Origin of the sequence: Agrobacterium sp. CNPSo 2736 (assembly GCF_004005385.1) — a bacterium.
Lineage (GTDB): Bacteria > Pseudomonadota > Alphaproteobacteria > Rhizobiales > Rhizobiaceae > Agrobacterium > Agrobacterium leguminum.
Map to the genome: position 1 here is coordinate 155,850 of NZ_RZTX01000002.1, position 21,891 is coordinate 177,740.

9 protein-coding genes are annotated in these 21,891 nt (G+C 62.6%); all 9 read left to right on the top strand.

What is annotated here, in order from left to right; genetic code table 11:
* Window positions 1-282 precede the first annotated feature (282 nt).
* The 9 genes from EM858_RS04825 to EM858_RS27290 all read left to right on the top strand — a co-directional run bounded on the left by EM858_RS04825 (window position 283) and on the right by EM858_RS27290 (window position 21,891).
* On the top strand, window positions 283-1,584 hold the full coding sequence (locus EM858_RS04825; protein ID WP_127756027.1) for an MFS transporter: 1,302 nt from the start codon (window positions 283-285) through the stop codon (window positions 1,582-1,584).
* Between the two features lie 269 nt (window positions 1,585-1,853).
* Entirely contained in the window at window positions 1,854-2,933 is a 1,080-nt protein-coding gene (locus EM858_RS04830; RefSeq protein WP_164865310.1) for an efflux RND transporter periplasmic adaptor subunit, read from the top strand.
* Window positions 2,930-6,052 (top strand): efflux RND transporter permease subunit, encoded by a 3,123-nt coding sequence (locus EM858_RS04835; RefSeq protein WP_127756029.1) that lies wholly within the window; start codon window positions 2,930-2,932, stop codon window positions 6,050-6,052. The genes EM858_RS04830 and EM858_RS04835 overlap by 4 nt, the downstream gene beginning before the upstream one ends.
* Complete coding sequence (locus EM858_RS04840) at window positions 6,052-6,816, top strand: 4'-phosphopantetheinyl transferase superfamily protein (protein WP_127756030.1); 765 nt, start codon at window positions 6,052-6,054, stop codon at window positions 6,814-6,816. The genes EM858_RS04835 and EM858_RS04840 overlap by 1 nt, the downstream gene beginning before the upstream one ends.
* Before the next feature lie 24 nt (window positions 6,817-6,840).
* Window positions 6,841-7,620 carry an amidohydrolase gene (locus tag EM858_RS04845; protein WP_127756031.1) on the top strand — a complete coding sequence of 260 codons (780 nt, stop codon included), beginning with the start codon at window positions 6,841-6,843 and terminating at the stop codon, window positions 7,618-7,620.
* A gap of 137 nt (window positions 7,621-7,757) precedes the next feature.
* On the top strand, window positions 7,758-8,432 hold the full coding sequence (locus EM858_RS04850) for a TetR/AcrR family transcriptional regulator (protein ID WP_127756032.1): 675 nt from the start codon (window positions 7,758-7,760) through the stop codon (window positions 8,430-8,432).
* Window positions 8,433-8,822: 390 nt separating this feature from the next.
* On the top strand, window positions 8,823-15,923 hold the full coding sequence (locus EM858_RS04855) for a type I polyketide synthase (RefSeq protein WP_205649541.1): 7,101 nt from the start codon (window positions 8,823-8,825) through the stop codon (window positions 15,921-15,923).
* A gap of 143 nt (window positions 15,924-16,066) precedes the next feature.
* Entirely contained in the window at window positions 16,067-20,230 is a 4,164-nt protein-coding gene (locus EM858_RS04860; RefSeq protein ID WP_127756034.1) for a beta-ketoacyl synthase N-terminal-like domain-containing protein, read from the top strand.
* Complete coding sequence (locus tag EM858_RS27290; RefSeq protein WP_205649542.1) at window positions 20,227-21,891, top strand: PfaD family polyunsaturated fatty acid/polyketide biosynthesis protein; 1,665 nt, start codon at window positions 20,227-20,229, stop codon at window positions 21,889-21,891. Before EM858_RS04860 ends, EM858_RS27290 begins: the two co-directional genes overlap by 4 nt.

Consider the following 21,891-nt stretch of genomic DNA (forward strand, 5'->3'; position numbering starts at 1 on the left):
CAGCTTCTGGCCCAGCACCCCGGCGGCACTGAACATGTGATCCCGCACGGCATTTTTCGTCGTCATGTCATTTTCCTCAGTGCCCGCTTGACAAAAAAACATTCGCCACAATAAATAGACTGACTACTTAATTAATAAAACGCCGAGCCGGAAAAGAGCCAGTCGGGGAAGGCGAGGTGGAGATGTTCGCATCCGTCCGGTCCCGAAGCCCGAGTGGCCAGATATTTTACTACCTTCATCCTTACCGGCAGCGCCGTGAGCCGATGAAACTTGGAGAGTGTTATGCCTTCAGACAGCAGCACGGTTGAGACGATGCCTCTTGCGACGTCCTGCGGCCAACTCGAAACGGTTTCGGGGGCCGGGTTTCGCGGGCTCGGCCTTCCGCATCGCCGTGCGCCGCTTTATGGCGTCATCGTTGCCGGAGGCCTGTCGCTTTTCGGCAACGCGGTGGCGGCCGTCGCGTTGCCGTGGATCGTGCTGTCCCTGACCGGAAATGCCGCCTGGACGGGAATAGCGGCGGCGGCTGGCATGATACCGCTGGTTATCGGCGCTTTCTGCGGCGGCCCTGTCGTCGACCGTTTCGGTTCGCGCATCGTTGCGGTCACCGCCGATCTTGCCAGCGCCCTGAGTGTCGCGGCCATACCCTTTCTCATGATGGCGGGGCAGATGGATATCGGCCTTCTGCTCGGCCTGATCGTGGTCGGGGCGCTGCTCGACGGTCCGGGCATGATCGCCCATGATGCAAGGGTGCCGGAACTTGCCCGCATCGCCCGGATGCCAATCGAGCGGGTCACCTCGATAGATGAATTGCTTGAAAATGCGGCGATGATTTTCGGCCCGCCGGTCGCGGGCATCGCCATTGCCGCTTTCGGGATGGAATATGCCCTGCTGATCACGGCGGCCTGTTCGCTGCTCGCTGCCGTGATCGGCGCGATCTGTTTGCCGCGTCATAGGCGCAAATCCGCCGGTGCGGATCGCGGCGATGCGACATTTGCAGGTCTGCGCTTTCTGCTGACGGAGCCGCTTTTGCGTCTTCTGCTTGTCGTCGCCATGGTGATGCTGGCGGTTTTCGGGGCGCTCAACGCCGTTGTCCTGCCGGTGCTGTTCAAGGAAAGCGGGGCGGATGTCCTCGACCTCGGGCTGTTTCTTTCGGTTTCCGGGGCAGGGGCGGCTTTGTCGGCGGTGGTTTTCGCCATTCGCGGTCACTCCTGGAACGGCCGGGCCGTGCTGCTTGCCGGCATATCCGGGGCGACGCTCTCCATCGGCCTCATCGCTTTCCTTCAGAGCGGTCCCTTACTGCTCATCGCGGCCACCCTGATCGGTTTTTCCACCGGGGCGCTCGGTCCGCTCGCCAATGCGATGTTTCTGAAACGCGCGCCCGCTGCGATCCGCGGCAGCGTGCTTGGAACCACGGCTGCGATTGCCATGATGGCGACGCCGCTTGCCGTGCTGATCGCCGGTTTCGGCCTCCAGGCCGCCGGCGCCGTCTGGTTCTTGTGGGGGCTCAGCGCCACGCTCTGCCTGCTGGTGTTCTGGGTTTTCCTCAGCCCGGCCGCACGCGCGCTGGCGAAATCGCCGCCATGAGCGGGCGACTACCTGTTCCTTCGAGATTCAATCAAACCACCCGTGCGCCGCTGTTTTTTGCCGCACCCGATGTTCAAACCCGGACCCGTCCTGCCATGAACGACCTGAATTCCTCTTTCCCAAATCCTCAGCCTGCAAACCCTCGGCCACTACCCGGACAAACGACCGCACGACGGCCTTCGCGACGCCTGTTCTGGTGGGCGCTGCTCGCCATTGGACTTGCAGGCGGCGGGGCCTGGCTGATGCTGCCGATTGAGGAGACGCCCGCCGTGAGCCAGACCATGACGCCCGTCAAGGTGCGGCCGCATGTATCCGTCGTCACCTCAACGCCTTATGGTTTCAACGCCGGGCAGGACGTTGCCGGCCTTCTCGCCGCCCGCAACGATATTTCCATCGGTACGGCCGTGACTGGCCAGCGCATCGTCGAGGTTTTTGTCGATGTCGGCGATACGGTTGCGGCCGGGCAATTGCTGGCGCGGCTGGAAAGCAAGACGCTCGCGGCCCAGATCGAGCAGACGGAAGCGGCCGTCGCCCGCGCCCGCGCCACCCTTGCCGAGGCCGAGGCGGCGGAGATAGAGGCGAGCGAGAATCTGCGCCGTGCCGAAGGGCTTTCCGGCTCCAGCGTCAGCAAGGAACAGCTTGGCCAGCGCCGGGCCGCAGCGGCCATGGCGCAGGCCAAGATCGAGGGCGCCCGTGCCGAACTGGCGGGCGCGCAGGCGCAACTGACCCAGCACCGTATCGAGCTGGAGCGGACCGAGATACTTTCGCCGAAACCCGGTGTCATCACGCAACGCCATGCCCGCATCGGTGCGATGCCGGATAGTACGGAGCCGCTGTTTCGCCTGTTGCAGGATGGCGAACTGGAATTTCTGGCCGAAGCGCCGGAGCGGGTGCTGCCGTCGCTGCAAACCGGCCAATCCGTGTCGATCACCGTCAATGGGGTCAACAGGGCCATTCAGGGGACCGTCCGTGTCGTCGAACCGGCGGTCAATACCCAGAGCCGCCTCGGCATCGTGCGCATCGCCGTTCCACCGGCCGCCGATCTGAGGGCAGGCGCCTTTGCGCGCGGCAAGGTCGATTTCGGCGAGCGCCGCTTCCTCGTTTCCGTTCCTGAAGCCGCGCTGCGACTGCGCCGCGAAGGTGCGGCCCAGCTTGTGGTGGTCGATGGTGAGAACAGGGTGGCGCGCCGCGCCGTTCGTGTGGGGCAGGCCCAGAACGGCGTCGTTGAAATCCTCGAAGGGTTGAGCGCGGGCGAGCGCGTCGTGGAAAGCGCCAGCGCCTTCCTGCGCGACGGCGATGAGATCGTCGGCGTCAGCGAAATCGCGCAGAAGGAGGCGGATCGCCGATGACCAATATTTCCTCCTGGGCCATCCGTCGCCCCATTCCCACCCTCGTCCTTTTCCTGCTTTTGACGCTTGTCGGCATCCAGTCCTTCATGAAGCTGCCGGTCAACGCCAATCCACGCGTCGATTTTCCGATTGTCACGGTCTCCATCGTTCAGGCGGGCGCAGCCCCGGCGGAACTTGAAACGCAGGTGACGCGGCGTGTCGAAGGCGCGATTTCCGGCCTTGCCGGCATAAGACATATCCAGTCGACCATCGGCGACGGGCTTTCCACCACGACGGTGGAATTCCAGCTCGGCATCGATACCGCCCGGGCCACGAACGATGTGCGCCAGGCGGTCTCGCAGATACGCTCCGAAATGCCGCGCGACATCGAGGAACCGACCATCGCCAGCGTCGATGTGGAGGGCGGGGCAATCCTCTATTTCGCGGTCCGCGCCCCACAAATGTCGCCCGTCGATCTTTCCTGGTTCGTCGACGAGACCATCGGCCGCGAATTGCTGACGACCAAGGGCGTGCAGCGGGTGCAGCGGATCGGCGGTGTGAGCCGCGAAATCACCGTCCAGCTCGATCCGGACCAGCTGATCGCCTTCGGCATCAATGCCGAGGATATCAACAATCAGGTTCAGGCCTTCAACACCAATGTGCCCGGCGGCAGAAGTCGGCTCAACGAGAAGGAACAGTCGATCCGCGCGGTTGGCGGCGCGATCACCGCCGCCGAACTGGCGGAGCGGCCCATCAGCCTTCCGAACGGCCAATGGACAACGCTCGCCACGCTTGGCAAGGTAACGGACGGTGAGGCCGAGCCGCGCGAATTATCGCGTCTCGACGGCGAGCCGGTGGTCGGCTTTTCCGTGTTTCGCGCCAAGGGGTCGAGCGATACGGCGGTCGAAGACGCCGTCAATGCCACGATTGCGCGGTTGGTCGACACCTATCCGGGTGTCCAGATCGACCGGGTGCTCTCGACCGTCGATTATACCCGGGCGAGCTATCAGGTCGCCATGGAGACGCTGATCGAAGGTGCTGCGCTGACCGTCGTCGTCGTCTTCCTCTTCCTGGGTGACTGGCGGGCGACGCTGATCGCGGCCGTCGCCATGCCGCTTTCGATCCTGCCCACCTTCGCGGTGATGTTGTGGTTCGATTTCACTCTCAACAGCATCACCCTTCTGGCGCTGACGCTGGTGATCGGCATTCTGGTGGATGACGCCATCGTCGAGGTGGAGAACATCGACCGGCATCTGCATATGGGCAAGCGGCCGTTTCAGGCGTCGATCGATGCGGCCGACCAGATCGGTTTTGCGGTTCTCGCCATCACCGCAACCATCGTCGCGGTGTTTCTGCCGGTCAGCTTCATCGGCGGCGTCATCGGTCAATATTTCAAGCAGTTCGGACTGACCGTGTCGGTTGCCGTGCTCGCCAGCATGCTGGTGGCGCGTCTCGTGACGCCGCTGATGGCCGCCTATATTCTCGTACCGAAGGCGGTGAAACACGAAGATCATGCCGTACCGAAATCGCGCATGGGGCGGGGTTATGTCGCACTTCTGGAGCTTGCCCTTCGCCACCGGCTGAAAACCTGCGGCATCGGCGTTCTGGTGCTGGTCGGTTCGTTCCTGCTGGTGCCGCTTCTGCCCTCGGGCTTCCTGCCGAGCGATGATCGCAGCCTGTCGCGTATCCTGATCGAGTTGCCGCCGGACTCGACGTTGCGCGATACCGACAGTGCCGTGCAGTCGGTGACAGCAGCGCTCCGGGAAATGCCGGAGGTCAAAAGCGTCTTCGCCTCCATCGGCAGGACGGATGACGGCCCCGACGTTGCCCGCGCCTCGCTGCTGGTCAACCTCGTACCGGCCTCCGAGCGCACACTGTCCCAGCGTCAGTTTGAGCTTGGCGCAGCAGGCCTCATCGCCCGCACACCCAATATCCGCTTCGCCTTCCAGAATGAAAATGCGGCGCGCGATATTTCCATCATCCTCGTCGGTGACGAGCCGGAGAAGCTCGCCATTGCGGCTCTTGCCGTGGAAGCCGGCATGCGCGGCATCGAGGGCATCGCCAATGTGCAGACCACCGAACCCCTGCCGCGGACGGAATTGCAGATCAGGCCGCGCTTTGACGAGGCGGCCCGGCTCGGCGTGTCCACGCAATCCATCGCCGCCGTCACGCGCATTGCCACGACGGGCGATACGGACGCCAATTCCGCCAAGTTCAACATCGGCGACCGGCAGGTGCCGATCCGTGTGATGATCGACCGGGGTGCGCAGAGCAATCTCGATACGCTCGGCATGCTCCGGGTATCGGTGGCGAATGGCAGCCTGCCGCTGATGTCGGTGGCCGATCTTTCCGTCTCGGAAGGGCCGGGGCAGCTCAATCGCTTCGACCGCCAGCGGCGGGTGACGATCAGCGCCGATCTCGCCGGCATTCCGCTCGGCGTGGCGCTGGAGCGTATCAATGCGCTTGACGCCGTGGCCTCGCTTCCGGCCGGCGTGCGGCAGGTGCAATATGGCGATGCCGAATATATCGGCGAAATGTTCCAGAGCTTCAGCGCCGCCATGCTGTTCGGCCTGCTGATGGTGCTTGCCGTGCTGATCGTTCTCTTCAAGGATTTTCTGCAGCCGATCACCATCCTCGTGGCACTGCCGCTTTCTGTCGGCGGCGCGATTGTCGGCCTGCTGCTTTATGGCGGCGCGCTCGATCTGCCGGCGGTTATCGGCCTGCTGATGCTGATGGGTATCGTCACCAAGAACTCCATTCTGCTGGTGGAATTCGCCATCGAGAAGCGCAATGGCGGGCTGAGCCGCCAACGGGCGCTGGTCGAATCCGGCGTCGAGCGCGCCCGTCCGATCATCATGACCACGCTTGCCATGGTTGCCGGCATGATGCCGGCGGCGCTCGGGGTAGGGGCGGATGCCGGTTTCCGCGCGCCCATGGCGATTGCCGTGATCGGCGGCCTGATTACGTCGACCCTGCTGAGCCTCGTCTTCGTGCCCGTGGTCTTCACTTATATGGACGATCTGCGCGGCTGGCTCGGCCGCAGGCTGCAGCGTCTCACCTCCGTGACCGCCGCAGACCGGGCAGGGGCGGAGTGTCAGATAGCCGAAGGCGAGGCCGCAACGGTGCAGGGGCAGGGGTGATGGCGGATTATCCGGTCTCAGGCCTGAAGGCGCCCGCCATGCACGAGCATATCGCTGCCGCCGTCTGGCGATCCCAGGGATTTCTGTCCGGTCCGGTTTTTCTCGATAGCGGATCGGAAAACGTCATCGCGCTCGAGGTGCAATATCATCTGCCATTCTACCGGACGGCCCTGTTCGACCGGCTGGAGGTGGCGATGCCGAAACTGCTGGCCGAAGCGGTTCCCAAGCGGCAGGCGGAGTTTCTCGCGGGCCGTTTTCTGGGGCAGGCGGCGCTCACGCTTTTCGGGCGCGACCCTCAGCCGATCGGCATCGGCAACAAGCGCGAGCCGGTATGGCCTTCAGGCATAAGCGGCTCGATCAGCCATTCCCACGGCATCTGCGTCTGCATGGTAACGCAGGACTGCGATGTGAGGGTTGGTGTCGATATCGAAAAAATCGAGCCGGGAGCGGTAACGGAGGTCATCCTGAAGCGCGCCCTCGAGCCGCTGGAGCGCAGGCTGATTGCCGACCGCGAGGAATGTGACGCAGGCATACTGCCGTTCCTGGTGTTTTCCGCCAAGGAGACCCTGTTCAAGGCGCTTTATCCGGTGGTTGGACGCCATTTCGATTTCCAGGCGGCGCGTCTTTTCGAAAAACCCGGCCGCGATGAATTGCGGTTGGAACTGACGCGCCCGCTGCATCGCTCGCTTCCGGCGGGACGTCGTTTTTCCATCCGCTTTTCGGTGACGGGCAGTTTTGTCCGCACCTGGCTTGTTTGTCGTTAAACCCATGTTTTCAGGGAGATATTGATGAGTGGCAAGGATCTTCGCGTAACGCTCGTGCAGGCCGATCTGGCCTGGGAAAATACCGAGCGGAATTTGCAGCAATTCGACCGGCATCTCGATGAGATCGAGGCGACGGATCTGATCGTCCTGCCCGAGATGTTCACCACGGGTTTCAGCATGAACCCGAAGGCCGTGGCGGAACCCATGGACGGGCAGGCGGTGAACTGGCTGCTGGAGACCGCGCGCCGGCACGACGCGGATATCGTGGGCAGCGTGGCGATTGCCGAGGACGGGCGTTATTTCAACCGGCTGATCTGGGCGCGCCCGGACAGCACGCTCATTCATTACGACAAGCGACATCTGTTCACCTATGCGGGCGAGCACGAGCATTATACGCCGGGGCAGGCGCAGCAGTTGATCGAGCTGAAGGGCTGGAGCATCGCTCCCTTCATCTGCTTCGATCTGCGCTTCCCGGTCTGGTCGCGCAATCGCGGCCAATATGACGCGGCGATCTATATAGCGAGCTGGCCCGCCCGCCGCGCTTCCCACTGGAAAACGCTGCTGCCGGCCCGGGCTATCGAAAACCAGTCCTATGTCATCGGTGTCAACCGTGTGGGTATCGACGGGAACGATCTCTCCTATGACGGCGACAGCATGGTCATCGACCCTCTAGGCGAGATATGTTTTCACGCCAATGTGAAGGCAACCGTGCATCAGCAGCGGCTCTCCCGCCAATTGCTGGATGAAACGCGGGCAAAACTGCCTTTTCTTCGCGAATGCGAGCGGTTTGAATTGACCGCCTGATACCTCTGGCAGCCGAAGATCCGGCCTGGGCGGGTGCTTCTCCGCCCTCCATTCGCCTTTTACGGGTAAGGGCCGGTTGACAGGCGAGCGCGATATAATTAATGGACTAAGTGCTCAATTAATTTATGGGAGCAATCATGGCCCGCAAGCTGGATCCAGCCAAGCATGAAGCCAAGCGGCAGCAGATTCTCGAAGCCGCCATCACCTGCTTCGCGCAAAACGGCTTTCACCAGACCACCACGGCGCAGATTTGCGCGGCGGTCGGCATGAGCTCCGGCAATCTCTTCCATTATTTCGACAGCAAGGAAGCGATCATCGAAACGATCGTTGCGGAAGAGCGACGGGAAACCGCTGACTATTTCGCTGAACTCGGCGCGGCGGACGATCAGTTCGGTGCGATTTTGGGTTTCGTCGACGCCTCGCTGGAGCTTGCGACCGATCCGACCTATGCCCGACTGGTGCTGGAAATCGCTTCCGAAGCCATTCGCAATCCAGCCATTCATGCGCTTGTACGCACCGCCGACCAGGAAATTCGCGCGGGCATCGCCCATCTCGTGCGCAAGGGAATGGAACGGGGACAGATCGACGCCAATCTCGACGCCGAGCGCGCCGCCACCTGGATCGCCGCATTGATCGACGGTGTTTTCTCGCGTCTGGCGGTCGATCCCGATTTCCGGCCCCTGAAAGAGGCCGAGATGATGCATCTGATCATAGGCCGCTTCCTTTCGGCACGGCAATATTCCAATGCAGCGGATGAAACCGGACGATGTCCGACGCCGGCAACGGCTGGGGCAGAGGCCCGTACCGAATAGTCCCGGGAAACCGGACTGCGGTTTTCATTTCATGTCTCCGGCAGCCGCCGACATGCGGCGGCAGGCTCGCTTGTATTATGAGAAATCCGATCGTTGATGTGTGGATTTTGACAGCCAGTTTTCACCAGCTCAACCAAAGATGTCTGAATTGTGAAAATTTCAACGTAAAGTATATTAATGCTTTTCAAGTGAATGAATATATGCTTTATACGTCCGCAGACGCTTAATCGCGAACTTAACTGACGAATATACTGACTTAATATTCCGATATCCGGATATTATTCATGCTTATGCCCGCACCAAAGCTCGGAATTTTCGAATTACATCCTGATTTTTCTTGTCTCTGACGGGAGCGTTGCTTTCCGTCCCCAGGGAAGGACTATTATTGTGATGCTGCAGAACCACACTCCCACACCGCCGCCTCTGGATATCGCTATCGTCGGCATGGCCAGCCATTTTCCCGATGCGGCCGATCTTTATGATTTCTGGTCCAATATCGTGAACGGTCACGACGCGATCCGCGACGTCGATACGGTCGATCCGGTCGAATATTGGAAGCCGGAGGATTTCTACGATCCGGATCCGCGCGCTGCCGACAAGGTCTATGGCCGCAAGGCAGGCTTCGTGCCGCCGATCGATTTCGATCCCGTCGGTTTCAAGCTGCCGCCGCTGATGCTGCAATCGATCAGCACGGCGCAGCTTTTCGCGCTGCATGTGGCGAAACAGGCCATGGCGGATGCCGGTCTTCTGGGGGCGGGGGCCGAGAAGATCGACCGAGACCGGATCGGCGTCATTCTGGGCGGCTCCGGCAACGGCAATACGGCGTTTTCGCTGGCGGTGCGTCAGCAAATCCCGTTCCTGCGCAATATCCTCCTCAATAGCGGCCTGTCCGCGGAGGTGGCGGAAGATGCGGTCGAGCGGTTGCAGGGCCTGTCGCTGGAATGGAACGAGGATAGTTTTCCCGGCTTTCTCGGCAATGTGGCCTGCGGCCGCATCGCCAGCTATTTCGATCTCGGCGGCACGTCCTATATGGTCGATGCCGCCTGCGCGAGCAGTCTCGCCGCCATCAAGGCCGCCATCGGCGAATTGACGGACGGCAGCTGCGACGCTGTGTTGACCGGCGGCGTCAATCTCGAAAATTCGATCTTCTCGTTCCTGTGCTTCAGCAAGACGCCCGCTTTGTCGAAAAGCAACTGCTCACGGCCATTCGACAAGAAATCCGATGGCATGATGCTGGGAGATGGCGTCGGTTATCTGGTGCTGAAGCGGCTTTCGGACGCCGAGCGCGACGGCGACCGCATCTATGCGGTGATCCGGGCGCTTGGCGCTTCCAGCGACGGCCGCGCCAAGAGCATTTTCGCGCCGCGTTCCGAAGGTCAGGTGAAGGCGCTGAAGCGCGCCTATGCCCAGGCGGGATTGACGCTGGCCGATATTCAATTGATCGAGGCGCATGGCACCGGCACGGAATCCGGCGACGAGACCGAGATCAAAAGCCTCATCAGGCTGGCCGAGGAGCAGGGGCTCGATGGGAGCCATTCCATCGCCATCGGCAGTATCAAATCGCAGATCGGCCATACGCGTTGCGCGGCCGGCGCGGTGGCGATGATGAAAGTGGCGCTCGGCCTTTACCACAAGGTTCTGCCGCCGACGATCAATGTCGAAGAACCGACAGAGGTTCTGACCCGGCCGTTCTACGTCAATACGCTGGCGCGGCCGTGGATGCGCCCGCCGGCAGGCGAATTGCGGCGCGGGGCGCTCAGCGCCTTCGGTTTCGGCGGCACCAATTTCCACGTCATTCTGGAAGAATACGAACCGGAAATGCGCGAAGAGGCCTACAGGCTCAGCCGGTCGGCCCAGGTTCTGGCGTTTCATGCACCGACCCCCGCTTTGCTGGAGGCGGCGTGTCGCGATGCTCTTTCGCAGCTTTCCGGGGAGGTGAAGGCCGCGTTTTTCGAAGCCCATCTGGCAGATAGCGGCAGGCTTGCACCTGCGCCATCCTCCGCCCGTCTCGCTTTCGCCGCAGCGACGCCGGAAGAGGCCTGCGAGCTGCTGGCCAAGGCCTTGACCACGCTGCAATCCGGAGCCGACAAGGGGTTCGAACATCCGGCGGGTATTTATTACCGGCCCGAGGCGGCGCCGGTCGCGGGCCGTATCGTCGCGCTTTTCCCGGGGCAGGGCGCGCAATATGTCAATATGGGCGCGGGCGTGACCCTCGATTACCCGGAGCTGCGTCAGGCGGTGGAAGATGCCGATGCCGTGGCGCGCGACGTCGGCCTGCCGCCTTTGTCGGCTGTCATTTATCCGCCGCCGGCCTTTTCCGATGCGGAAACTTTTGCGCAGGCCCGTGAACTGACCCGCACCGCCAATGCGCAGCCGGCCATCGGCGCTGTGAGTGCCGGCTATTTCCGGCTGCTGCAACGTCTCGGCTTTGCGCCGGACTTCGTCGCCGGGCACAGCTATGGCGAGTTGACCGCGCTCTGGGCGGCGGGCGTGCTTTCGGATGCGGATTTTCACCGGGCCTCTCTCGCCCGCGGCCGCGCCGTCGAGATGCCGAGCGGTCTTGTCGATCCGGGTGCGATGCTCGCCGCGCAGATGCGTCATGAGGAAGCCGGGGAATTGCTTGCCGCCGTCCCGGATATCGTGATCGCCAATGACAATGCGCCGGAACAGCTTGTTTTCGGTGGCTCCACCGAAGCGATTGCGCGCGCCCATGCCTGGCTTTCGCAGCGTGGCCGCCGCAGCCAGACCCTGCCGGTTTCGACAGCCTTCCACACATCCTATGTCAGCCATGCGGCCGATCCCTACCGGGAAGGTATTGCCGGCGTCGAATTCGCAAGACCGCGCTGCGCGCTTTATTCCAGCGCAACGGCCGAACCCTATGGCGAAGACCCTGCGCATTATCGCGATGCGCTGGTTGGGCAACTCGTACAGCCAGTGCGTTTTCGCGAAATGATCGAGCGGCTCTACGCCGATGGCGGTTATCTGTTCGTCGAGATTGGACCCAAGGGCATTCTCGGCAAACTGACCGCCGACATTCTGAAGGGCAAGCCGCATGCGGTGGTTTCGCTCAATCCGAGCGCCAATGGCGAAGAAGCGGTGCAATTGCGCCGGGCGCTGGCGAAGCTGGTGGTGGAGGGCGTGGCCCTTTCCGACGCCGACCCCTATGCCCGCAAGCGCCCGCCGGAGGAGCGGCCGGCCAGACAGGCTTCCAGCTTCACCCTTCAGGGCGGCTTTTACCTGACCGAGAAGAACCGCAAGCGGCGCGAACATGCACTGCGCCACGATACGCGCGTGGTGGAAAAATTCCTCGCCGAGCGCACCGCACGAAACATGCCCGGCCCGGCTGTTTATCCGGACCCTGAGACCGAGCCTCAGCCGACGCAGAACATTCCCGTTTTCCCATCGGTTGCCAAACCCGTTCTCCCCACTTCGTCCTCCCATGCCACTGACAGGATCGAGATAGCAATGACGCGCCAATCCGAGAATATTCCGAAGCCGGACCAGATGGACAGGCAGATCGAAAGCCAGAATTTGCTCAGCCAGCTTCACCAGCAGTTCCAGACCAACCAGAAAGATTATATCGACATGCTGGGGTCTCTGGTCAGCAAGCAGCACAGCCTGCTGGAGAAGTTCCACGGCCATCCGCAGATGGAGAGCATGACCGCGAGCCTTGCCCGCAGCCTGCAATTGCTGGAGCGCAATCAGGAACTCTACCATCTCAACCATGAGCGCTATTTCGATAACCAGATGTCGCTGATGAGCGGCGAGGCGGTTCGCAGCCGCCCGCATATGCCGGCCCTTTTGCCGAACACGCTGGAAATGCCGAAACCGGCGGAGCCGCTGGCATTGCCGCATCAGCAGAGTTTTGCGCCCGCAACCCAGGCCGTAGCGAAACCCGCTATCGTCCCGGCTCCGCAGCCTCTCGCCGCTCCGGTCGAGGCGATTGCCGCTCCGAAACCGGTCTTGCCAGCCATCTCCGTTCCAGCGCCCGCACCAGTCGCCATATCGACCCCGGTTCTCAGCGCCGAGGATCAGTCACGGATCGCTGTTCTTGAAGCAATCACCGAAGAGCGGCTGATCCGCGAATTGACGGAAATCGTCAGCGAGCGCACGGGATATCCGGTCGACATGATCGGCGATCAGATGGATCTCGAGGCCGATCTCGGTATCGACTCCATCAAGCGGCTGGAGATTTTCGGGGCGATGTTCGACCGTCTGTCGAACGGCACCCGGCTTCTGGAAGATGCGGACAAGAACCGCAACGATGAGAATTTCGACATCGAGACCATGAGCAATATCCGCAAGATGACGCAGTTCTTCCTGCGCACCGTCGACGAATTGCTTGCCGGTATCAAAGGTGCGTCGGCCGCCGCCACACCCGCCGTCGAAACAGTCGCGCCGATAGCGACGCCGACCCGGGCTCTCAGCGCCGAGGATCAGGCAAGAATTTCGATGCTTGAAGGGATCACCGAAGAGCGGCTGGTGCGAGAATTGACGGAAATCGTCAGCGAGCGCACGGGATATCCGGTCGACATGATCGGCGATCAGATGGATCTCGAGGCCGATCTCGGCATCGACTCCATCAAACGCCTGGAAATTTTCGGGGCGATGTTCGACCGCCTGTCGAATGGCACGCGGCTTCTGGAAGATGCGGACAAGAACCGCAACGACGAGAATTTCGATATCGAAACCATGAGCAATATCGCTAAGATGACGCAGTTCTTCTTACGCACCATCGGCGAATTGCTGGCCGATATCAAAGGCGTGTCGCCCGTGACCGCCGTTACGGAAACGCCGAAGCCTGCTGCCCCCGCCAGCGCGCCTGCCTCGGCCGGCGCTTCCGTCGTGACCCTTCAGCGTCTCGGCGTGGTGACATCCACGAAGCTCTCCGACGCCGGCGACGAGGACTCCCAGCCAAAAAAAGCTTTGGCTGAGCAGGATGCATTCGCGCCTCTTGCTCAGCCGGTTATCGCCGCCCCCTCCGTTTATCGTCACCTTGTGGTGCGCCAGGACCTCGCGCGGCCGGACAGAATGCCGCTTTCGCTCGCCGCCGGCCGCATCTGGCTGCTTGTCGATGACGGCAAGGGATTGAGCGAGATATTGGCCGCGCGCCTGCTGGCGCAGGGGCAGAAAGTCGTCCGCGTCCATCTGTCCGCACCGGCCAAACCGGCAAAGGGCAAAAGAAAGCAAGCTGCCGGAACGGCTATCGACGGTGTGAGGGATTACAGTCTTCAGGACCGCAGCAAAGCGGCCACCGAGGCTTTGATCGCCGAAATCGAGCAGGCGGAAGGCCCCGTCGGCGGCTTCATCCATCTGCAGCCCGCAACCGGTGCGGCATCGATGGGCGAGGTCTTTGCCGAGGCGGGTTATGACGCCGCCGCGACGCTTTTCACCCTGGCCGGTGTCCTGCAACCGAGACTGACGAATGCGGAAGGACGCAACACCTTCTTTGCCGTCAGCCAATATGACGGTGCGCTGGGAACGGCGGGCAGGGGTCTCTTTAACGCGGCCGGGGCAAGTGTCGGCGGATTGGCGAAATCGCTCGCCGTCGAGTGGGAAGACGTCTTTTGCCGCTGGGTGGATATCGATCCGGGCCTCACGGCCGAAGAAACGGCCGGCCTCATCATCGAGGAGCTGGAAGACCCGCAGACGGCGCTGGTGGAGGTGGGACGCGGTTCCGAAGGATCCCGTATGACGCTCTCGGGCCGTGCCGAACCGGTCGCTGCCCGGCAGGAAACCGGGCTCGATGCGGACAGCGTGCTGCTCGTCAGCGGCGGCGCGCGCGGCATTACCGCCGATTGCGTGATCGGCCTGGCAGAACGTCATCCGGTCCGTTTCGCTTTGCTGGGACGCACCGATATCGATGCGCCGCTGCCCGAATGGGCCGAGGGCATCGAGGGCGATGAGGCCCTCAAAGTGGCGGCGATTGCAGCCATAAAGGCCGAAGGCGAGCAGCCGACGCCGGTAAAAGTGGAAAAAATGCTGAATGGCCTGCGCCATGCGGCACATATTCGCCAGACGCTGGCGAAGATCGAGGAACTTGGCGGCAAGGCGGCTTATTTCGCCTGCGATATCGCTGACGCCAAGGATGTCGAGCGCACGGTCGCCGCCGTCGAGGAAACCCTCGGCAAGGTTACCGGCATCGTCCATGGCGCTGGCCTTTTGGCCGACAAGCGCATCGAGAAAAAGACGGCTGAGGATTTCACCGCGGTTTTCGATACCAAGGTGCGCGGCCTGCAAAATCTCATGCAGGCGCTCCAGCCGGAGGCGATAAAGCATCTGGTGCTGTTTTCCTCCGTCTCGGGTTTCTTCGGCAATGCCGGGCAGACCGACTATGCCATGGCCAATGAGGCGCTGAACAAGTTCGCCCATATGTTCAAGGCACACTATCCAGACGCCTTCGTGCGCAGCATCGGCTGGGGTCCGTGGGATAGCGGCATGGTCAACGACGTGCTCAAGAAAGCCTATGGCGAGCGCGGGCTGGCGATCATTCCGGTGGAGACGGGCATCCGGTTCTTCGCCGACGAATTCGGCTCCGGCGACGGCGCGCAAATCCTCGTTGGCGGCGACAGTTACAGGGTGGCGCGGACAGTCAAGACGGTAACGGCGTCACGCATCGTCGAGCGTGCCGTCGATCTCACGACCGCGCCTTTCCTTGCCGACCATATGGTCGACGGGCGGTTCGTCCTGCCGGCGACGGCTGCGGCGAGCTGGCTGGTGAAGCTCGCCGAAGACATGTTGCCCGGCTACCGTTTCGAGACCCTGCTTGGCTTCAAGGTTCTAAAGGGCGTCGCCCTGGAGGGCGGGGAGACCTGCCTGCTGGAAGCGCAGATCGAGCCGGCGGCGGAAACCCATGGCCTTGCCGCCGGCGACCGGCATGCGCTGACGATCTCGGTTGTCAGCCGGACGGGCTCCGAACGTCACAATCGCTATACCGGCACCGTGGTCTTGAGCCGTGAAATGAGCCTTCGCCCGCGCCTCGGTTCCTTCGATCTGCGCAAGGATGACGAGCCGCTCGGATATCCGCTTTATGGCACGCCGCAGGAAGGCCCGCTCTTGTTCCACGGTCCGAGTTTCCGTGGGCTACGGGAGGTGCTGAATGGCGGCGACCACGGCCTGACGCTCGCCTGCGAGCTGACGCCGGTGGAAGAGGCGATGCAGGGGCAGTTCCGCACCACATCCTTCAACGCCTATCTCGGTGACGTCTTCATGCAGGCGCCTTGGCTGTGGCTGATCCTTGGCAGCGACTATGCCGGATTGCCCTCCGCCATCGGCCGTGTCGACCGTTTCGCCACGCTGGGTTTCGGTGAGAAGTTCTTCCTCTCGATGACGATCAAATCCCTCACACAGGCAAGCCTGCTGGTGGATATCGCCGTGCATGACAAGGTGGGGCAGCTTTATTTCCGGCTGTCGGATGTCCAGTTCACCGTTTCCCGGCAATTGCGCGAGCGGTTGGTGGGGCGTGAAGACAAGGTCGAGGCGGCCGAATAGCCGCCCGACAATTCTTCGGAAAAGCGAAGGCTTTCCGGGGCACCCGTAACAACAGGCAGAGAGACGCGTTTCCGCATTCCGTATCTGGTCGTTCAGGCCGGAAACGCTCTCTTCTGCGCGCAATTTGACGAAGGACGATGGCGATGGGACAGATAGCAATCACGGGTCTTGGATGCGTTTTTCCCGGAGCGGATTCGCCCGACCGTTACTGGCGCAATCTGGTCGAGGGCAAGGACTGCACTTCTCTGCTTTCCGCTGTCGAACTGGGCGTCGATCCCGCCCTTTACCATCATCCCGAGCCGGGCACTCCCGATCACATCTGCTATACCCGCAACGGCCATGTGCGCGACTTCCGTTTCGATGCCGAGGGTTACCGGTTGCCGGCAAATGAGCTTCGCGCGCTCGATCCGCTGTTTCACTGGACGATGCATGCCGCACGGCAGGCGCTTGAGGATAGCGGCGCGTCGCCGAAGCGCTGCGGCCTGATCGCGGGTAATATCGGCATGCCGACCCATTCGGGCAAACGGCTGATGTCGGGTTTTTACCATCGCATTCTCGAACCCTATCTGCGCGAATTGCTCGACAGGCCGGATTTTGCTTTCGCCTCCTATTGGGATGCTTCGGGGCTTTCCGGTCTCAACCTCATGACCGGCAGTCACAACGCCACCATTGCGGCGCTGGCGCTCGGCCTGTCCGGCCCGACTTATGCCATCGATGCTGCGTGCTCCTCGGCGCTTTACGCCATCCGCGTCGCGAGTTCCTACCTTCTCGATGGCAGCGCCGACATGATGCTGGCCGGCGCGGTCTGCCATGCCGATCATATTTATCTCGACCACGGCTTCAACGTATTGCAGGCGTTTCCATCCGACGGGCGTTCGGTTCCCTTCGACCGGGCCTCGCAGGGGCTGAAGGCCGGGGAGGGCGCCGGCATCGTGGCGCTGAAGCGTTATGAGGACGCGCTCAGCGACGGCGACCGGATTTACGGCGTCATCGAGGCGATCGGCGTTTCCAACGATGGCGGCGCCAAACATATGCTTCTGCCGGACCCGCATGGGCAGATTCTGGCGTTGCAGCGCGCCTATGCCGGCATTTCGCCTGAGATCGACTATCTGGAATGCCATGCGACCGGCACACCGGCCGGCGATCAGGTGGAGCTTTCCACCATCGAGCGTTTCTTCGGCGAAACCGCGCTGCCGCTTCTCGGCGCAAACAAGGCCAATAACGGCCACAGCCTCACGGCCTCCGGCATGGCGAGCCTGCTGAAAGTGTTGCTGGCCATGCGCCATGACCTGATACCGGCGACGCTGGACATCGAAAACCTCGTCGCCACGCCCAAGGGTCTCGTCAATCGCGATCATATCGTGCGTGAAAACCGGCCCTGGGCGAAGGGCGGGAAACCGCGCCGCGCCGGCATCAACGCCTTCGGCTTCGGTGGCGTGAACGGCCATATGGTGCTGCGTGAACATGTTGCCGATGGGGCCGTCCCGGTCGCCGCGAGCACACCGGTCGTGGCTCCGGCCGAACTGGATATTGTCGGCATCGCCATGGCCCTGCCGGGAACCGACAATGTGGAAACCTTCCGTGAGTCCATCGCCACCGGACGCCAATGGTTCCAGCCCCTGCCGCGCACGCGCTGGCTCGGCCTCGAACAGCGCCGCGATATTCTCGCCATCGGCGGCATGGATGAAGCACCGAAGGGCGGCTATATCGAGAGCTTCGATTTCGATTGCCGCCATTTCAAGCTGCCGCCCAAGGTCATCGGCAATCATCTTTTCGCCCACGCCTTCTTGTTGCCGGTGGCCGAGCGGGCGTTTCTCGATGCGGGTTATGCGCTGGACGGTCAGAGACGCAACATTGCGGTGATCGTCGCAAGGGATGTCGATCATAGCTGCCTGCGCTATCAGGCGCGCAACGAGATCGGCTGGCAATTGCGCGACAGCCTCGAGCGCTGCGGCATCGCACTTTCTCCCGAGCAGATGCAGGGGCTGCAGGGCATCGTCAAGGACAGCCTGTTCCCGGAACCTTTTGCGGAAGGCATTACCGGCGGGGTCGGCAATATCGCCGCAAGCCGTGTCGCTGCGCATCTGCGGCTCGACGGTCCGGCCTTCGCGCTCTGCTCGCATGAAAGCTCGGCTTTCAAGGGGCTGCAACTGGCGCGCTACATGCTTTCCGAAAATATGGTCGACGCGGTCATTCTAGCGAGCAGCGCCTGCGATGGCGGGCTCGAAAACATGGTCTATGCCACGCCCCATCGCAGCCAGCCCGTGGGCGAGGGCTGCGGCGTCCTGATGCTGGAAAAGGCCGGGAGCGGGGCGGTTGGGCGGGCCTATGCGCGCCTGCGCGGCCTTGAAATCCAGCACGATACGAACCCTGGCGTGACCTTCCGGCCCTCGGCGGATGCGGTGGCCCGCACGGCTGAGGCCTGCCTGCAAAAAGCCGGCGTCGCGCCTGCGGATATCAGCTATCTCGAGCGCTACAGCATGGCGCAGGACGCGGAAGCGCGCGTCGAGGCGGATGGGCTGGCAGAGGTTTATGGCGCGGCCGTTGCGACGGGAAGTTCCAAGACCAATTACGGACATCTCGGTGCGGCGTCCGGCATGCTCAGCCTCATCAATGCGGCGCTGGTTCTGCATTATGGCCTGTCGCCGCGATCCGCGAACGGGCGGCAGCTGGCAGCCATCAGCGGCATGGGCATCGACCGCGCCTATGCGCATATCGTGCTGGAAAGCCCGGCCGTGGCGCGGCCGCATGCGATGCGCCCATCGGTGCAGACGCCGGCGGCCGATCCGCTGCTGGTCAGGGTTTTCACCGGACGCGAGCGCACCATCCCCGAGATCATTCTCGACCCCGCCAATCTCGCCCTCTTTCAAAAATCACGGTTCGGGACGCCGCTTCGGCCGTCCCCGGCAGTGGTGGCCGAATCTTTCCCCAATCCGGTTGCCGACTGCCTACAACGCCTGCCGCTGGACTGGCAGCAGCGGCAGGCGGTCCGCAATGCCCGCACCAATCTGCGCTTCATGCAAACCGAACAGGCGTTTTATCGTCGCCTGCGCCATATGATGGGCAATGAAACGGTTATTCCGGCCCGTCCCGCCCTGTTTGACGAAGCGCAACTGGTCGAACTGACCGACGGCTCGGTGAGCCGCGTGCTGGGGCCGGATTATGCGCTGGCCGATAGCTACGCGATCCGCACGCGCATGCCGTCGCCGCCCTATATGTTCGCGTCCCGCATCACCGGTACGACCGCAAAAGCAGGAGCGCTGGAGCCCTGCCGCATCGAATGGGAACTCGATCTGCCTGACGACGCCTGGTTCATGTGCGAGGACAAGGTTCCGGCTTTCGTGGCGCTGGAATCCTCGCATGCGATGATCGTCGCCTTTACGCTCATCGGCTGCGACCAGCTCTTCAGGGGCGAGTTGCGCTACCGGGCGGTGGACAGCCGCACCTTCGTTTACGGCGAAATGCCGCGCGCCGGCGAATTGCTGCGCGGGCGGGTGGATATCAAGTCCTTCCTCAAGGTGGGGCGCAATATTCTGGTCTCCTATGAATATTGGTGCCTTGCGGATGAGCGGCCCGTCTTCCGTCTGGAGGCGAATTCCGGCTTCTTCCTGCCGCGCGATCTGGAGCGGTCCAAGGGGGTCGATCCGGCGCCTTACCTCAAGAATGACGGCACGGCGCGAAACCCGTTCACACCGCTTCTCACCTGCGCGAAACAGCATTTCGCCGAGGCCGAGATCGAGGCGCTGGGCGCTGGCGATCCCGCAGGCTGCTTCGGGCCGGACTATCGAACCGAGGCCGTTCCGCCGATGCTCTGGACGCCGATGGCGCGGATGCTCGACCGGGTGGTGTCCGTCGATCCCAAAGGCGGGGCGTTCGGCCTCGGTGTGGTGGTGGGCGAGCGGGATATCGATCCCGATCATTGGGCTTTCAAGGCGCATTTCAAGAACGACCCCTGCGTGCCGGGGACGCTTTTGGTGGAAGGCTGCGAACAGCTCCTCAAATTCTACCTCGCCTATCTCGGGCTGTATTCGGCTCCCGGCCTCGATGGCCACACGCTGACCGATCACCAGTACAGCGCCAAGTTCCGCGGCGAAGTGAAGCCGCAGCGCGATACGCTGCGCTACCGGCTCACCTCCAAATCGATCGACGTCGCCTATGGCGAGGATGGCGTCACGCTGGAGCGCGCAGCCTTCGTCTTCGTCGCCGAGATCATCCACAAGGACAATGTCATCGGCATTTGCGACAATCTCGGCGCCGGTTTTTCCCGTCGTCGCAACGACCAATCATCATGGGTGGCCGCAGCATGAACGAGAACCTGCACATCAATTCCACACCGCTTCTGCGGGCATGGCGAAAACAGGCGGATAGCGCCGCTTGCATCGAGACGACCGCCCGGCTTCTCGCCGATCTCGGCAGACGGCTCTATGTGATGAATGCCGACGACCGGCTGGCGCTTGAAACGGCCTGCGTCGACGCTGAGGCATGCGAGGGCATGGTGCCGGCGCTGGAGCCGCAGCAGCTCGGCGATCCGGCTTTCCTTCACGATTACGGCGTGCGCATGGCCTATTACGCCGGCGCGATGGCCAACGGCATCAATTCCGAAGACATGGTGATCGCGCTCGGCCGGCAGGGGCTTCTCGGCTTTCTCGGCGCGGGCGGGCTCGGCCGCGAGCGTGTCGCATCGGCGCTGGCGCGTATCGGCGCGGCGCTGCCGCGGGGTCCGTGGGGTGTCAATCTCCTGCACAATCCCGGCGATGCCGAATGGGAGATGGATGTGGTGCGCCTGTGCATCCGCCACGGCGTCAAGGTGGTGGAAGCCTCGGCCTATATGAACCTGTCTCCGGCCATCGTTTACTGGCGGGCGGCCGGGCTTTTCCGAAACGGGCAGGGGGGCATCGATATCCGCCACCGCATCATCGCCAAGGTTTCGCGGCGCGAGGTGGCGCAGCATTTCATCCATCCGGCTCCGGAAAAAATGTTGGCGAGGCTGGTTGAGGACGGCCTTATCTCCACTGAACAGGCGGCGATGGCGGGCGAGGTGCCGATGGCCGACGACATCACCGTCGAGGCAAATTCCGGCGGCCATACCGATAATGGCGTGCTGAGCTGCGCCTTTCCTTCCATTGCGGCGCTGCGCGATGAGATCGCCGAAGCCCGCGGCGAAGCCTTCTGCATTCGTATCGGTGCGGCGGGCGGCATCGGCAATCCGCAGGCGGTTTACGCGGCCTTCGCCATGGGTGCGGCCTATGTCTGCACCGGTTCGATCAATCAGGCCTGCATGGAGGCAGGCACCTCGCCGCAGGTGAAGACGCTGCTCGGACGCGCGAAAACGGACGATGTGGCGATGGCGCCCTCCGCCGACATGTTCGAGATCGGCGCCAGGGTGCAGGTGCTGAAGGGCGGCACCATGTATGCCATGCGTGCGCAGAAGCTCTACAATCTCTACAAGCAATATGACGGCCTCGAAGATATTCCGGCCGCCGAGATCGCCAGTCTGGAAAGCGTGATTTTCCAGAAATCGCTGCCACAGGTCTGGGAGGAGACACGGCAGTTTTTCAAGGCGCGCGGCAACACTAAAATTGTGGAAGCGGCCGAAGCGCATCCGAAGAAGCGCATGGCGCTGGTCTTCCAGTGGTATCTCGGCCAATCGTCCCGCTGGGCCATTGCCGGCGAGAAAACCCGCGCGGTCGACTATCAGATCTGGTGCGGCCCCGCCATGGGCGCGATCAACGAATGGCTACGCGGCAGTCCCTATGAGACGGTCGAAAGCCGCTCCGTCGTCGTGATCGCCGATCTCCTGATGCGCAACGCCGCCTATCTGGCGCGGCTTGCCGCCCTCAAACATGCGGGCATGCCGGTGCCAGAAGCGCTTTATCGCTACAGGCCCTGGGCGGACAATTTCGCGCCGCACCTCATGCCGTCCTCAGCCAATCCCTCCCTGCCAATCGGAACCGTCCCGGCAGCATAG

Coding starts and splice junctions, on each gene's coding strand:
- EM858_RS04835 (WP_127756029.1), top strand. CDS start 2,930: ATGACCAATATTTCCTCCTGGGCCATCCGTCGCCCCATTCCCACCCTC.
- EM858_RS04845 (WP_127756031.1), top strand. CDS start 6,841: ATGAGTGGCAAGGATCTTCGCGTAACGCTCGTGCAGGCCGATCTGGCC.
- EM858_RS04850 (WP_127756032.1), top strand. CDS start 7,758: ATGGCCCGCAAGCTGGATCCAGCCAAGCATGAAGCCAAGCGGCAGCAG.
- EM858_RS27290 (WP_205649542.1), top strand. CDS start 20,227: ATGAACGAGAACCTGCACATCAATTCCACACCGCTTCTGCGGGCATGG.
- EM858_RS04855 (WP_205649541.1), top strand. CDS start 8,823: ATGCTGCAGAACCACACTCCCACACCGCCGCCTCTGGATATCGCTATC.
- EM858_RS04840 (WP_127756030.1), top strand. CDS start 6,052: ATGGCGGATTATCCGGTCTCAGGCCTGAAGGCGCCCGCCATGCACGAG.
- EM858_RS04825 (WP_127756027.1), top strand. CDS start 283: ATGCCTTCAGACAGCAGCACGGTTGAGACGATGCCTCTTGCGACGTCC.
- EM858_RS04860 (WP_127756034.1), top strand. CDS start 16,067: ATGGGACAGATAGCAATCACGGGTCTTGGATGCGTTTTTCCCGGAGCG.